Origin of the sequence: Nocardia sp. NBC_01327 (assembly GCF_035958815.1) — a bacterium.
In the GTDB taxonomy this organism is placed as follows: Bacteria; Actinomycetota; Actinomycetes; order Mycobacteriales; family Mycobacteriaceae; genus Nocardia.
The window spans coordinates 7782807-7796876 of sequence record NZ_CP108383.1 but is presented as its reverse complement, the minus strand read 5'-3'; the positions used below and the strand labels follow the sequence as shown (position 1 = coordinate 7796876).

The window sequence follows — 14070 nt, the reverse complement described above, 5'->3', positions numbered from 1 at the left end:
TGGTTGTGAACATCACTGTTTGAGCGACGCGCCGGAAGGTATTGCCCGCGACGGGTTTTGCCGATTGACAACCGGACTTATCTCCCTTCCGGTATCGGCGAGCTGGTGTCCGTCGGCGCAGCAGAGTACCGCGCGCACGGGTGCGCCGCAGTCGGTATGCAGGACCGACAGCGGCGGTCCGTCGGGTCCGGCGAGATGTTTGTCCCCCCACTGCATGAGTGAGGTGAGGACCGGTTGTAGTTCCCGGCCCGCTTCGGTGAGGCGGTACTCCTGCCGGGTGCGGGAGCCTGGTTCCCGATAGTCGTGCAGTTCCAGCACGCCGGCCTCGACGAGGGTGCGCAATCTGCGGACGAGTACGGCGCGGGGAGCGCCGGTGGCCTCCTGGATGGCGTCGAACCGGCGCACGCCCATGAATACCTCGCGCAGGGCGAGCAGCGCCCACTGCTCACCGATCACCTGTAGTGCGGCCGCCACCGAACAGTTCCGTGCCATGGGCAGAGTATATCTGCATTCACATTATGAACTCAGGGTGTTAGGGTCGGCCTCATGACGATCTCGACCGAACCGGCCACCGCCCCCGCCTCCTGGGGTGAACCGCGCAGTAAGACCGTGTACTGGCACGACCCGAAGATCGCGCTCGCGGCCGCCCCCGGCCGGACCGGGCTGGAATTCCTCACCGCCATGCTGGACGGTGAGATCGCGGGCCCGCCCATCGGCGGACTGCTGGGCATGCGACCCGTCAGCGTCGGCCCCGGCGATATCGTCTTCGCCTGTACCCCGGACGAATCCATGTACAACCCGATCGGTCTCGTGCACGGCGGCGTGGCCTGCACCCTGCTCGATTCCGCGGCCGGCTGCGCGGTGCACACCACCCTGCCCGCCGATGTCGGCTACACCTCGATCGAAATCAAGGTGACCTACCTGCGCCCGATCCACGCCCACACCGGTGAACTGCGCGTGCACGGCTGGGTCACCAAGCCGGGCAGGCGAGTTGCCTTCGCCGAAGCGGATGTCCGCGACGCCGAAGGCGCCCTGCTCGCCACCGCCACGAGCAGCTGCCTGATCCTCGGCGGCTGATCGATTCGGCGGGCGGCCCGTCGAATTCCCCTCAGCGGCAGTCGGTTCAGTACCCGAAATTGGAGTCGACCACGGTCGGGCGTGCCGAATCCGCTGCCGTGCGACTGTTCATAGTCAGCGGATCCGTCGAGCTCGGACTGTCAGCGTGGAGCTGGGCTGGTAGTGTCAGCGTGTCGCTAGGTCGAGCACGGCCAGCGCGAGTTGCTCCGCGGCGTCGGGGTGTCCCATGGCGCGGGCGGCGGCGGAAACTGCGGTGCGCGAATCGGTTTCGGTGAGCAGCTCGAACAGGGCGGTGCGCAGTCCGGGGGCGGTGGCCTCCTCGCCGATGAGCGCGCGGGCCGCGCCCCGCTCGGCGAGAATGCGGGCATTGCGGATCTGCTCACCGCCGACGGAATGCGGGTAGGGGATCAGGACCGCGGGTTTGCCGAGGGTGGTCAGCTCGGCGAGAGTGCCTGCGCCGGAACGTGATACGACCACATCGGTGAGCGCGAGCACATCGGGGAGCTCGGCCCCGAGGAAATCGCGGACCAGATAGCGGTCGCGCAGTTCGGCCGGAAGTGCGGCCGCTCGCTCGCGCACCTGATCGTAGGAGCGCCGTCCGCACTGGTGGATGACATTGGCGACGGTCAGCAGTTCCGGCAGGATTTCCGCGATGAGGTCGTTGATCTGCACCGCGCCCTGTGCGCCACCGGTGACGTAGACGGTGGGCAGCTCGGGGGAGTAGCCGGTCCACTCCAGCGCGGGCGCGGCAGCTTCGGCATCGCCGGTGGCGAGTTCGGGCCGAATGGGATTGCCGGTGACCAGGGCTCGGGCGCGGACCTTCGCGGGCAGCAGCGCTACGGAGGCTTCGGAACTGAGCGCGATGCGATCGGCCGCGCGGGCCAGCAATTGATTGGCCTTGCCGATACCGGTGGTCTGCTCGTGGATCACCAGCGGCCGTCGCCGCAGCGCCGCGGCCATGCCGATCGGCGCGCAGACATAACCGCCGGTGCACAGCACCGCATCCGGCCGGAATCGCCGCACGACCGACTGCGCCGTGAGCACGCTCAACGGCACCCGCACCGCGTCTTTGGCATTGGCGGCATTGAGCATGCGCAGGGGGTTGCGATCACGCCGCAGCTTCCCGGCTTTGATTCCGGTGAACTCGATCTCGTTCTCGGCGGCCACCCGCTGCTCGAGACTGTCCGGCGTACCGACCCACAGCACCGTCGCCGTCGCGCCCGCCTCGGCGACGAGATCGCGCAGCGCGCGCACCGCGGCCACCGCCGGATAGGTGTGCCCGCCCGTACCGCCGCCGGCGACAATCACGCGAACGGCGCGGTGCGCGCCGACACGCCGCAGAATCGCGGCGCGGTCGAGTGCGGAATCGGACATGTGTCGAGCCTCCTGAATGTGGGTTGCTGTGCAATACACCCGGAAGGGTGTGCGGCGCAACGATGTGCCGTCGGAGCGGTGACTTCCGCCGTTGCGGGGCCGGTGCCACGTCCGGTTCAGGCTATCTCGATGCGGTCTCCGGTGGTCGCTCGTGCAGGTACTGGTCGGTCTGCGGAGATTGCGAGGTGTTGGCTAACAGCCAATGGGCCTTTACCATGAATGTGATTCGGATCATGGTGGTGCAGTAAGCAGTGCAATCCGTCCAGTGGGAGGGCCCGAGCATGAAGGCCTGCACGTGGTCCCCGCTGGTTCCCCCGCATCCCGAGCGATCCCCTCGCCCTTCTCCCCAGGATTCCCCGACTCGTTGACCACGAGATCAATTCGGCGACAACGTTTTCCAAGAGTAACCGGAGGTGGCCATGACTTCGTCGGCAGCGGCAGATCCCGCATTCGACACCGGAACGCCCTGGGAAGGGGGCGACGGGGCGGCGCAGATCCTCACTCGCGCACACCAATTGACGAAACCGCTACTGCGGGCGGCGGTGGATACGCTGCCCGCGGAGCTGCGGCTTCCGATCGGATATCACCTCGGCTGGTGGAATGCCGCCGGCGTCGCCGCGGTCGCCGAATCGGGTAAGGGGCTGCGGCCCGCGCTGGTGCTGGCCTCCGCCCGGGCCGCCGGTAAGCGGGGGGATTCGGAATGGTCGACAGGGGCCGTGCATGCCGCGGCCGCCATCGAACTGGTGCACAATTTCACGCTCATCCACGACGATGTGATGGACGGCGATGAGATGCGGCGCGGCCGCCCCACGGTGTGGCGGGTCTGGGGCATCGACGATGCGGTCCTCGCCGGTGATGCCATGCACGGCTTGGCGATCTGGACTCTCGCGGGCGCTCCGGTCGCGGCCCTGACCGGTATCGCCCGGCTGGAGGAAGCTGTCATAGAACTGTGCCTGGGCCAGCATTCCGATTGCGCCGCCGAGACGAAACCCGAAGTGACACTGGACGAATGCCTGGAAACCCTGCAGCACAAGACCGGCGCGCTGCTCGGCTGCGCCTGTGCCATGGGTGCGCTCTGCGCCGGCGCCCGGCCGGAGGAGGTCGAGGCCATGGATCGCTTCGGCCGCGAACTGGGCGTGGCGTTCCAGCTGGTGGACGATCTCATGGGCATCTGGGGCGATCCGGCGCGCACCGGTAAGCCGGTCGGCAATGATCTGCTGCGGCACAAGCGAAGTCTGCCGGTGGTGGTGGCGCTCGAATCGGGCACCGCCGCCGGCCGCGAATTCGCCGAGCTGTACTGCTCGGACGAGCCGCTGGACGGTCAATCCGCCGTGCGCGCCGCCGATCTCATCGCCCGGGCCGGTGGCAGGCGCTGGGCGCAGGCCGAATCGATCCGTCATGTGCGGGCGGCCAAATCGCGTATCTCCGGATACGGCGGGCGTGCGAAGGACCTTATGCAGCTCGCGGATTGTGTGGTCGAGCGCGACCACTGATCGACCACTGATCGACCATTGTTCTACATTGTCCTATTTGTTCCATTTGCCGCCCGGTCGAGAATTCGACCGGGCGGTATTTGTTGCTGGACAAGGCTTTTCCGCAAACTTTTGCCGTAACCCCGCTTGACGCTCCCACCATGGGACTTTGGTAACCAATTCGCCGGATTCCGTTGCTCCAAAACTGCTGGACTGTCAGGATATCCAGCACGCGGTAACTCGGCACGATATGGGTCACCGTCTGAATACGTACCAGGCGTGTGCTTTTCGCTATTCGTGCTGAATTTTCTCAGGAGTTCCACCATGACAACGGGGCCTCTCTCCGAGTCCGGGCCATTGCCGGCGCTCGGCAGGGAATCCACCCGAGAATTGGTGCGGGAATTGCTGAATGCCGGAACATCCGGACATACGGGACTATTGCGTGTGGCCGGTGAACCGGGCGGAGATCTGCATTTCCGGCAGGGCCGGATTGTCGCGGTTGATTCGCCCGGCGCACCCGGTGTGCGCGAACTCCTGTCCCGGCCCGGACGCAGCTGCGCCGGGGCCGCCGATATGCGCGTGGTCGTCCTGATGGCGGCGCTCGACGGCGCCTTCGCCATTACCGCCGGCTGGGTCGCCGACTGCAGCTGGCACGACCTGCCCGAACCCGCGCAGGAGCCGGGCGCCCGCGAACCCGGCGTCGAGCCGGCCCGATTGCTGCTGGAGACCGATAGGCGGCTGACCGCGCTGGCGCACGGCCGGGTGTCTCCGCACCGTAATCACCTGGTGCTCACCGATATCGGCCGCGCGGTGCTCAGCGGCCCCGGCAGTGCGCTCGAGGTCCCCGGCAGCGCGCAGCGGCAGGAGATCCTGCTGTGGGTCAACGGCCGGCGCAGTTGTCGGGATATCGCAATGCTGCTGTGCCGCAGCCTGTATGCGGTCACGGTGGAGGTCGTCCGCATGCTCGACGCCGATCTCATCGGCATTGCCGCACCGGAGCGCGCGCAGCCCCAGTCCGCCGAGACCGCGCACTCCGGCGCGGCCAGATCGATGCTGCCGCGCCGCCGCCGCGGGGCCAGCGGCATCAATGACACGCTGCCGCCCCGCCCGCCGCAGCCCGCCACCCGTGGTTATCAACGGACCGCCCTTGTGCGGCAATCAGAAAGGACACCATGAATACCTCGAACGCGACAGGTCCCGGAAGTCTGTCCGACCGCATCGGAGTTCTGGTCAAGACCCTGCGATCGGAAGTCCCGGAGTGCCTGGCCGCCGGTGCGATCGATATGACCACCGGAATGCTGCTGGCCGTCGAGACCGTCGACAATCATCCGCAGGAGGTACTCGATCTGCTCGCCGCGGCCACCCTGGATCTGTTCCAGGGCCGCAATGTGGTGATGATCGAGGACATTTGGAAGGAGCGCCGCGGTGTCCGATTGGACCGGCACTACTTCCAGGAGATTCTGGTCAACAGCGATAACCTGACACACCTGTTCGTCCGCACCGAGAGTCGCGAAGATGTCGTCATCGTGGTCGTCTGCCGCAAAACCGTGAATGTCGGCATGCTGTTCGCGCAGGCCCGGCGCGTGCTGAAGGACGTCGGCAGGCTCTGAGCCGAGGACGGGCGCTGCGCTACGAGATATGCGCGACGCCGCCGAGCATGGAGACGGCCTCCGCGCGCGGATGCGGCCGCCATTCGTCCGGCCGCCATGCCGTCACCGAGGTGATGCCCGGCGCGACCATATCGAACCCGGAGAAGAATTTCGCGAACTCGGCGCTGGAGCGGAGCTGGAAGGGAACTCCGCTGCGCTGATTGGCCTCGCGGGTGCGGGCCACATCCTCGTCGTCGAGGTAGTCGTTGGTGGCATGCGACATGACCAGGTGGCTGCCCGGCGGCAGTGCCTCGCACAGGGTGCGCACCAGTTCGTAGGGGCGGGTCTCATCGGTGAAGAAGTGCATGATGGCGACCAGCATCAGCGCCACCGGCTCGTTCAGATCCAGGGTGGCCAGCAGATCCGGATGGGACAGAATCCGCTCCGGATCGCGCAGGTCCGCGTCCAGATAGGCGGTCGCGCCCTCGGGGGCGCTGTCGAGCAGGGTGCGCGCGTGCATGAGCACGATGGGGTCGTTGTCCACGTAGACGATGCGTGATTCGGGGGCGATGCCCTGGGCGATCTCGTGCACATTGCCCGCGGTGGGCAGGCCCGCGCCGATGTCCAGGAACTGGCGGATGCCGGTTTCGGCGGTCAGGTACGCGGTGACCCGGCGCAGGAAGTTGCGGTTCTCCACCGCGGCCAGCCGGACGGTCGGGAAGGCCTCGGCCACCGCGTCGGCGGACTCGCGGTCGGCGGCGTAGTTGTCCTTACCGCCCAGCCAATAGTCGTAACGACGGGCCGGATGCGGTTTGGTCGTGTCGATGCGCTCCGCTGCCGATTCCGAGTTCACTACGCTCCCAATCCAATTCGATTAGTGTTTGCTCATGTCGCGCTACAGCCCATACGACTTCGAAATTCACGCCGATCCGTATCCCCACTATGCCAGGCTGCGTACCGAGGCTCCCGTCTACCGGAACGATACCGACGACTTCTGGGCGCTCTCCAGGCACGCCGACGTGCTGGCCGCGCTCCGGGATTCGGAGCGTTTCTCCAGCGTGAACGGGCTGCGGATGGAGCCCGCCTTCTGGGGGCCGCAGGCGGAACGCTTCTTCTCCTTCGTCGCCATGGATCCGCCCAAGCACACCCGGCTGCGCGGTCTGGTGACCCGCGCCTTCACCGCCCATCGGGTGCAGTCGCTGGCCCCGCGACTACAGGAGATCGCGCGCGGCGTGCTGGACCCGCTGCTCGAACGCGGCAGCTTCGATCTCATGACCGATTTCGCCGGGCCGTTCCCGACCGATGTGATCTCCGAACTGGTCGGCGTGCCCGAGGCCGATCGCGAAATGATTCGCAAGCTCGGCATGGAGATCATGTACACCGATGAGGAGTCCACCGATCTGCGGCCCGAGGCCATGCAGGCCATCGGCGCACTGGTCGGCTACTACACCGAGCTCACCATCGAACGCAGTAAAGAGCGCCGCGACGATTTGTTGTCGGGGCTGCTCGATGCGGCCGACGGTGACGATCGGCTGACGCCGGAGGAGATTGTCGGCGTTCTCATCCTGCTCGTGGGCGCGGGTATCGAGACCGCCATGCTGACGTTCGGCAATGCCTGGCATGCGGCGTGGCTGCACCCCGATCAGCGCCGCCTCGCCCTGGGCGGGCGGGTCGAGGATTGGATCGACGAGTCCATGCGCTGGGATCCCTCGTCGCAGAGCGCCTTGCGCACCACGACCGAGGCCATATCGCTGCACGGTACGGATATCCCGGCCGGCGCCCGGATACTGCTGCTCACCGGTGCGGCCAATCGTGATCCGGAGGTGTTCACCGATCCGGACGTCTTCGATCTGGATCGCGATACCAGCGACTCCCTGGTCTTCGGCAGCGGCCGCCACCACTGCCTCGGCTCGAATCTGGCGCTGCTGGAACTGCGTATCGCCCTGCAGGAGGTCGCCGCCGCCGTCTCCGATTACGAGATCGACGAGTCCGGGCTGCGGCGCATCCACTCCTCGAACAATCGCGGATTCGCGAGCCTGCCGACCACCGTCACCCGGCGCTGAGTAGGGCTCCCGGGCGCCGCGAGCATCGGCCCGCGCAAGGATTTCGCACAATCCGAGTGCGTTGCGCATCCCTCGGCGCCCGGGATCGAGGTCGCGCGCGGCCGCACCTGACGACATCGCGGTGACGGGCCCTCGCTAAACGTTCATCCGCTAGTGGTCTGTGTCTCTTTTCTGACCGCCCGGAATAGCCTCGCCTTTGCTACGGTGGCCGGACTGTCGTCCTGCAGTGCTGCCGGATTTATGGGGCGGCGGTGATCTGCATGCGTGGCAGCTGAGAGGACGGCGTCGATGTCCCTACCGGTTGCTGCCTGGACGAGCCCGGTGGTGCGTCGTAAACCCGCTGACGTCGCTGAATTCCTGCAAATCATCGCAGAGCCGAAGCCTTTGCGGCGCATGCCACGCGCACCGAGAATCCCGCTGGCTCCGGCGCAGGAGCGCATGTGGCATGCGGCGGCCGCCGGCTACTCAGCTGACTGGAATGTTGCTCGCGCGTTTCGCATTCGTGGACAGGCGGTAAATATTGGTGCGCTGATTGCCGCCATCGATGATGTGATGCGCCGGCACGCACCGCTGCGCACCTGCTATCCGGCCACCGCGCACGGGCCCATCCAGGTGGTCATGGACGCCGATGTGGCGCGGATCGAGGTGTCCGTCGTCGACAGCTTCGCGGGCGAGCTCACCGAGCGGCTCGCCGAATTCAGCGGTGACGCCTTCGATCTCGCCACCGAGGTTCCGATCCGGGCCCGCGTCTATCGGCTCGGCGCGCGAGATGTGGTGCTGGCCCTGGTGGTTCACCACATCTCCCTGGACGGCGCCTCGATCGGGCCGCTGCTGCGAGATCTGGTCACCGCGTACGGCGCCCGGACCGCACGGCAGGCGCCCGCCTGGCCGCCGCTGCCGGTCGACTACATCGATTACACGCTGTGGAAGCACGAGTACCTGGGCGCGTACGAGGATCCGTGCAGCCGCGCCAGCACCCAGCTGCGGTACTGGGCCAATAATCTGGTCGGACGGCCCATGCCGCTCGAATTGCCCTATGACAGAACGTGTCCGGTCCACCGCGAGGCCACCGGGGATCTGGTCCAGGTGCAGTTCGACGCCGACGTGCACCGTGATCTGCTGTGCCGCGCGCGGCGGGTGGGCTCGAGTGTTTTCATGATGCTGCAGACCGCCTTCGCGGTGAGTGTCGCGGCCTTCGCGAAATCCTCGGACGTCACGGTGGCGACCGCCGTCTCCGGTCGTGATGATCCGCTGCTCGCGGATATCGTCGGCAATCTGGCCGATGACGTCCTCATGCGCATCCGCCTGGACCGCGCCGCCGATATGACCGAACTGCTCGAGCAGGTGCGCCGGGTTGCGCTGGCGGCGTTCGCGAATCCGGATACCTCCAATCCCCGTCTGCTGCGCTGCCTCCCACAGGATCCGAGCCACCCGCTCTTCCAGGCCACCCTCATCCTGCAGCGCGCCGAGGCCGATCCCCCCGGCGCGGTGACCGGCCGCGGCCTGACCGTGACCGAGGTCCCGACCGGCGTGGTGCGCGCCAAACACGATCTGGAATTCGGCCTCACCGAGCACTACGACCACACCGGCGCCCCCACCGGCATCAACGGCCCCTTCCTCTACCCGACCGCCCTCTTCGACCGCGACACCGCCGAGCGCTTCGTCGAAAAGTTCCACGCCACAGTCCGATTGATCGCCACCGGCTACGACGGCCCACTGTCCCCACTCCTGGATTCCGCCCCCCGCCGCCGCAGCCGCCGCGCCGGCCGCCCCCGCCCCGCCTCCTGCTGAGCAGGGCTAGCGGCCGAAGGGGTTGCGGCGCGCCTTCTTCGGGCGATCTGGGGGCTGGAGTCGCGGGGGATGGGTTGCAGTGGGGTCCAGGCTCACCAGGTTGGCGATGCGGCGGGGGAGGTCGAGGTGGGTGCGCAGGTGGGGCCATCCGCTGGAGAGCATGGCGACCAGCGCTTCGGGGGACGGTTCGAGGCCGCAGATCGCGCGCAGCAGTGTCAGCGGTTCGAGATCGCGCTGCTGGGCGCAGCTGGTGATGAGGGCGGGGAGTTGTTCGCGCGGGGTGCAGCCGAGGATTTGGTGCAGCACCACCTCACCCTCGGCGGCGGCGGAGCGGCCGGCCATGCAGACCGCGACGAATTCCATATCGGAATCGATTGCCGCGCGCAGGATCCCGAAGTTCTCCTCGATCACCAGGGGGTCTTCGGCGGCGGCGTGGATGATGCCGGACACCTCGGTCTTCGTCCAGTGACCTCTGTTGCGGCTGCGCTGGAATATGTTGTGGCGCAGACGAGAACGCGAGGGCTCCGGCTGCTCGGCCGTGAGCACGGTCAGGCTCTCCACCGCCTGCGGCAGGCCGAGCGTCTGCCGCAGCGAAGTCCACGCCGGTTGCAGCGCTTCGACCAGCTCGGCCGGCTCGGCCCGCACGATGGTGACGGCCTTCATGAGTTCGAAGGCGTCCACACCCGCATAGCGCATGCACTCGGCGATCAACGGCGCCAGGCGATCCGCGGGTGCGCACGCCATGAGCTGTTCGAGGAGGTAGCGGTCCCGGCTGGTGCAGGAGGCGTTCACCATGAGCTGCGCGACGATCGGCAGATGGCTGTACATGGCGCTGCGCAGCAGCTGACTGCTCCCGGTATGGACCGCCGGATCATTGATCTCGGCGCGCACCGTCTCGTACACCAGGGCGCGATCGCGCGATCCGATGGTGAACTCGCGCAGGGCGCGATGCTGGTGCAGCCGTTCGACGACCACGCTCCGGTCGGCGGCCTCGCCGGTGGTCCAGTCGTGCTGTAGTTGCGGCCACACGGTTTTCGCATCGCTCGCGGTGAGCGTGCCGTTCTCGAGTCGCTGAAAGGCCGAGGCGGTCACGACCGCGCTGATATCGAAGCCGAGCTGATGGGCGACCTGTGTCGCGCGGTTGCGGCGGCGATTGTCGTTCATGACGCATTCGATCAGCGTCTGTTCGAAGGCGGTGCGCACGCTCGGCAGATGGTCCATATGCGCCAATGCCGTTGTGACAGCGGTCTTGTCGAGGGCCAGATGGATCGCGCGCCGGGCGACCGCGGTGTTGTCGAACCACTCCGGCGTCAGGCCCGGATCGGTGATCACCTGTACCAGCTGGGCATCGTCGAGCAGTGCGGGATCGACGGTGCGCAGATGCTGCTGGTAGCACCACTGCCGGATGTCGTGCACCGTCGCGAGTTCGGCGGGCAGCACCACACCGGCGCGGCGGTGCTCGACAATGGTCCGGCCGAGACTCGGGTAGGTGTCCCCGGATTCGTCGGCGGAGCTGTCCGGGTTGATGGTGACGCGATCGGGGGACGGGGTGTCCGTGCCGATCACGGTCACGATCGACGGAGGCTCGGACGGCTGTCCCGGACCGGTCGAGAATGTCAACTCCTGCAGGGCGTTTCGCGGGATCATCCCGTACAGCGCCTGCAGCATGGTGACGGCGTCCCGGGCGCTGGCGACGTGCAGGGTGATGCCCGGTCCCTGTCCGGCGAGATGTGCGAGCACCGCACCGGCCAGCGCCGGTAGCCACGGGTCCGCGAGCGCGGCCAGGGTCGCCGCGGCGAAGATCTCCTCGTCGGTTTCCGGTGCCGGATCGGCGAGCGGCCAGTGTTCGGTGGGCGATACCGATCCGTTCAAGGAGGTCAGCAATTCGCCGGACTCGTGCATCAGCAGCGCCGTAATCCCGTCCAGCGCACCACATTCACCGGCCACCAGATGTGTGATGCAGGTGCCCGGCCGAACCTCCGACGGTGTCTTGAGGCCCGCGACGGCCAGCCCCCGGGCAATCCGGAATTCCAGTACGAACGATTCGGGCGTCGCGGAGTACTCGCCGTCGGGCAGAGTCACCAGTGAGCCGAGCTCACGCACCGTGGAACCCAGTGCGGCAGGCCAGTTTCCGGACCGCGCCACCACACCGACACCGGCGCCGGAGGATTCGAGATTGACCAGTGCCCACCCACACAGCAGTTGCGGAAATCCTGTCATCGGTAGGCCCGTAGCTCCTCGATCATGTCCAGCATGTAGACCACCGGATCGGCCGCACCATAGGGTTTGAACACCGGATACGTGCCATTGCTGCGCTTTCCGCAACCCACCGCCGACACCGGGAAGTACATATTCCAGGGGAAATGGATGGACAGCGCCGAATCGACGGCCGGAAACAGCCGCCGCACCAGATTTCGGGTGATCTCACTGCGCTGCACGATCTGGACCGGATCGTAGGAGTTGCCCGAGCCATTGCTGCTCACCGGGCTGTCCGACCAATTCGACGGTGGTGCAACCATATTCAGATCGGGCAGATCGATGAGCGACAGCAGATCGGTCTTGGCGACAATGGTCGAGACGTGCACGCGGGGCGGTTCGATCGGCAGCTGGATGGGGTAGCTGTTGGCCGCCCGCCAGAGTTTGGCGATCTGATCGATCATGAGCGTGGTGCGCCCGACGGTCTGCGAATGTTCGACGGTATTGGCCAGGCTTTCCTGATTGTCGGGATCGGCCTGTTCCCGCATGAGCGCCAGATACTGCTTGTTCAGCGTGGACGGCACCACAAACCACAGGAAATCGGCCACCGCCAGATGCGGACTCACCCGCGCGGCGACCGCACCGTCGGCGATATCCTCACCCGCCACATCGATGAAGGCGAGATTGACGGCGCTCGCGGTGTGCACCGAATACACCGTCACCAGAATGGGTTTGCGCTGCTCCAGCCCGGCCCAGGTATGACCCTGCGTCTGCCGCTGCGTCGAGGTGGAGATGCCGTCGACGTGGCGGGTCGGTTCCATGGCCATGCGCCGCGGCCCGGTGGCGTCGAGCGCACGGCGATCCAGGAGCCGGGCCTCCAGGGCGGTCCACAGGCTCGCCGATTTGGGGGAGACGATGAAGGAGAACCGTGCGGCGAGCTTCGGATCGTTCATCATCGAATGGATCATGGATACGATCAGATGGCTCTTGGAGGAGGCCGATTCGCCGACGAATCCGATCACCTTCGTCGGATGGTCCAGGATGACCGGATCGATCTCACATCCGTTCGGGCAGCGCAGATTCAGCTTGTCGAAATAGGTTTCGATCTGTTTCGCATGACCGCCGTTGCGCTGGCGGATGACGGTGTACCAGCGATTGCGCTCGCGGTCGTAGGTGAATTCGTTCAGGCAGTTCAGGCAGACGGTTCTCACGCCGGGTACCTCACGTGAGCACCGCCAGGGTGAATATGGCGAGCGTGCCCGCGAAGAACACCACGCCCACCCGGAAGGCGGTCCGAAGCCAGTGCGACGCACGCGATCCCGGATACACGTACCGCTGCCATGCCATGCCCACCTGTCGATTTCTCACTACCCCCACCTCACACGAACTTCCCGACCTGCACGAGCAGCCAGGCGAGCAGCAGGAAAACCAGTCCGCCGAGCACGATTCCGGCCGTCGCGGCGACGCCGAACAGGGCGGCGACATAGCGGTAGTCGTCCTTGGCCAGTCCGGCGAGCAGCCGCTGCCGCGACGCGAGTGCGGGAATCAGGAAGAAATTCCAGGTCGACGAATACATCAGCGGGTCAGCGGTTTCGGGCTCCGGCTCGCGGAGCGCGCCCGGGGTCAGCACCGAGGTGTGGGTCTGTCGCAGCTGGTCCGGGACGGTGCGCCGGGTGCCGTTAGAAACGCGTTCGAGCGCCTCGCAGAAATAGTGCTGGAATTCCGCCGCCGACCGGTGCCGCTGCGCCGGATCCGGTGAAAGTGACCGATCCAGCACCGCTTTGAGTTCGTCGGGAATACCGGCGGGGCCGTAGGCGCGGGGGAGTATCTCGGAGCAGACCACGGCGAAGGAATACACATCGCTGAGGTGGGTGATCTGCCCGTGGTGCAGATACTCCGGAGCCGAATAGTGCTGGGTGCCCAGCGCGCGCTGGGCCTGGGTGAGGCGCTGGATATGCTCGCGCATCTCGATGGCAATGCCGAAGTCGGCCAGTTTCGCGGCGCCGTCCGGGCCGATCATTATGTTCTCGGGCTTGATATCCCGGTGCACAACGTGCTTGGAGTGCGCGTAGACGAGGCCGCTGAGGGCGTCGGTGAGAATGCTGAGCAGGCTCGGTAGCGACCAGTTCTCGGGATGGCGCAGATGCTGGCGTAGGTTCTCGCCCGGAATGAACTCCATCACCAAGAACGGGTAGCGCCTGCGGTTTTCGACGAAGACGCCGGCATCGTGCACCATGACGATATTCCCGCAGTTCATCTGCGCGGCAATATGCGCCTCGCGCTCGAACCGCTCCTGCTGAATCCGCTCATCCTGTTCCAGCGGTAGCAAGCTCCCGGAATCGAGCACCTTGACCGCGACCCGGCGACGCAACTGCCTGTCCCACGCGTCCCAGACCTCGGCCATTCCCCCTCTGCCGACGAGTTCCCGTAGCTCGTAACGGCCATTGATCAGCCTCAAGCGCGTGCGATCCCTCCAAGCCCGGCGGACTCCAAATCATCGCCGAGTGT

Annotated in this window: 13 protein-coding genes; 6 read left to right on the top strand and 7 right to left on the bottom strand. The window is 66.5% G+C overall.

Annotated elements, in window-relative coordinates; all coding sequences use genetic code 11:
* Window positions 1–12: 12 nt before the first annotated feature.
* Window positions 13–492, bottom strand: a complete 480-nt coding sequence (locus tag OG326_RS36055) for a winged helix-turn-helix transcriptional regulator (protein WP_327141591.1) — start codon at window positions 490–492, stop codon at window positions 13–15.
* 54 nt (window positions 493–546) lie between these two features.
* Here OG326_RS36055 and OG326_RS36050 point away from each other — a divergent pair, with 54 nt between their 5' ends.
* Window positions 547–1077 carry a PaaI family thioesterase gene (locus OG326_RS36050; RefSeq protein WP_327141590.1) on the top strand — a complete coding sequence of 177 codons (531 nt, stop codon included), beginning with the start codon at window positions 547–549 and terminating at the stop codon, window positions 1075–1077.
* A gap of 165 nt (window positions 1078–1242) precedes the next feature.
* On the opposite strand, the gene OG326_RS36045 is transcribed toward OG326_RS36050, so the two are convergent.
* Window positions 1243–2451: a UDP-N-acetylglucosamine--N-acetylmuramyl-(pentapeptide) pyrophosphoryl-undecaprenol N-acetylglucosamine transferase gene (locus tag OG326_RS36045; protein WP_327141589.1), complete on the bottom strand. Its 1209-nt coding sequence runs from the start codon at window positions 2449–2451 to the stop codon at window positions 1243–1245.
* 419 nt (window positions 2452–2870) lie between these two features.
* On the opposite strand from OG326_RS36045, the gene OG326_RS36040 reads away from it, so the two are divergent.
* The 3 genes from OG326_RS36040 to OG326_RS36030 all read left to right on the top strand — a co-directional run bounded on the left by OG326_RS36040 (window position 2871) and on the right by OG326_RS36030 (window position 5533).
* On the top strand, window positions 2871–3944 hold the full coding sequence (locus tag OG326_RS36040) for a polyprenyl synthetase family protein (protein WP_327141588.1): 1074 nt from the start codon (window positions 2871–2873) through the stop codon (window positions 3942–3944).
* Between the two features lie 303 nt (window positions 3945–4247).
* Window positions 4248–5099 carry a hypothetical protein gene (locus tag OG326_RS36035; protein WP_327141587.1) on the top strand — a complete coding sequence of 284 codons (852 nt, stop codon included), beginning with the start codon at window positions 4248–4250 and terminating at the stop codon, window positions 5097–5099.
* Window positions 5096–5533, top strand: a complete 438-nt coding sequence (locus OG326_RS36030; RefSeq protein WP_297614430.1) for a hypothetical protein — start codon at window positions 5096–5098, stop codon at window positions 5531–5533. The genes OG326_RS36035 and OG326_RS36030 overlap by 4 nt, the downstream gene beginning before the upstream one ends.
* Before the next feature lie 19 nt (window positions 5534–5552).
* Here OG326_RS36030 and OG326_RS36025 read toward each other — a convergent pair whose 3' ends face one another.
* Entirely contained in the window at window positions 5553–6365 is an 813-nt protein-coding gene (locus OG326_RS36025; RefSeq protein WP_327141586.1) for an SAM-dependent methyltransferase, read from the bottom strand.
* Window positions 6366–6399: 34 nt separating this feature from the next.
* Between OG326_RS36025 and OG326_RS36020 the strand changes: the two genes are divergently transcribed.
* Window positions 6400–7575 (top strand): cytochrome P450, encoded by a 1176-nt coding sequence (locus OG326_RS36020; protein WP_327141585.1) that lies wholly within the window; start codon window positions 6400–6402, stop codon window positions 7573–7575.
* 288 nt (window positions 7576–7863) lie between these two features.
* Window positions 7864–9366 carry a condensation domain-containing protein gene (locus tag OG326_RS36015; protein WP_327141584.1) on the top strand — a complete coding sequence of 501 codons (1503 nt, stop codon included), beginning with the start codon at window positions 7864–7866 and terminating at the stop codon, window positions 9364–9366.
* Window positions 9367–9372: 6 nt separating this feature from the next.
* On the opposite strand, the gene OG326_RS36010 is transcribed toward OG326_RS36015, so the two are convergent.
* Genes OG326_RS36010 through OG326_RS35995 form a run of 4 tightly spaced genes read right to left on the bottom strand, consistent with a single transcriptional unit; the run spans window position 9373 to window position 14020 of the window.
* Window positions 9373–11586, bottom strand: coding sequence for a GAP1-M domain-containing protein (locus OG326_RS36010; RefSeq protein ID WP_327141583.1), 2214 nt, complete (start codon window positions 11584–11586; stop codon window positions 9373–9375).
* Entirely contained in the window at window positions 11583–12773 is a 1191-nt protein-coding gene (locus tag OG326_RS36005; RefSeq protein ID WP_327141582.1) for a hypothetical protein, read from the bottom strand. The genes OG326_RS36010 and OG326_RS36005 overlap by 4 nt, the downstream gene beginning before the upstream one ends.
* Before the next feature lie 10 nt (window positions 12774–12783).
* Window positions 12784–12930, bottom strand: a complete 147-nt coding sequence (locus OG326_RS36000; protein WP_327141581.1) for a hypothetical protein — start codon at window positions 12928–12930, stop codon at window positions 12784–12786.
* 10 nt (window positions 12931–12940) lie between these two features.
* A complete protein-coding gene (locus OG326_RS35995; protein ID WP_327141580.1) occupies window positions 12941–14020 on the bottom strand; it encodes a serine/threonine-protein kinase in 1080 nt (359 codons plus the stop codon).
* Between the last annotated feature and the right edge of the window lie 50 nt (window positions 14021–14070).

Excerpts from the sequence above, each read along its gene's own strand:
- OG326_RS36010 (WP_327141583.1), bottom strand. The coding sequence starts at position 11,586 with ATGACAGGATTTCCGCAACTGCTGTGTGGGTGGGCACTGGTCAATCTC.
- OG326_RS36050 (WP_327141590.1), top strand. The coding sequence starts at position 547 with ATGACGATCTCGACCGAACCGGCCACCGCCCCCGCCTCCTGGGGTGAA.
- OG326_RS36035 (WP_327141587.1), top strand. The coding sequence starts at position 4,248 with ATGACAACGGGGCCTCTCTCCGAGTCCGGGCCATTGCCGGCGCTCGGC.
- OG326_RS36055 (WP_327141591.1), bottom strand. The coding sequence starts at position 492 with ATGGCACGGAACTGTTCGGTGGCGGCCGCACTACAGGTGATCGGTGAG.
- OG326_RS36040 (WP_327141588.1), top strand. The coding sequence starts at position 2,871 with ATGACTTCGTCGGCAGCGGCAGATCCCGCATTCGACACCGGAACGCCC.
- OG326_RS36045 (WP_327141589.1), bottom strand. The coding sequence starts at position 2,451 with ATGTCCGATTCCGCACTCGACCGCGCCGCGATTCTGCGGCGTGTCGGC.
- OG326_RS36015 (WP_327141584.1), top strand. The coding sequence starts at position 7,864 with ATGTCCCTACCGGTTGCTGCCTGGACGAGCCCGGTGGTGCGTCGTAAA.
- OG326_RS36020 (WP_327141585.1), top strand. The coding sequence starts at position 6,400 with ATGTCGCGCTACAGCCCATACGACTTCGAAATTCACGCCGATCCGTAT.
- OG326_RS36030 (WP_297614430.1), top strand. The coding sequence starts at position 5,096 with ATGAATACCTCGAACGCGACAGGTCCCGGAAGTCTGTCCGACCGCATC.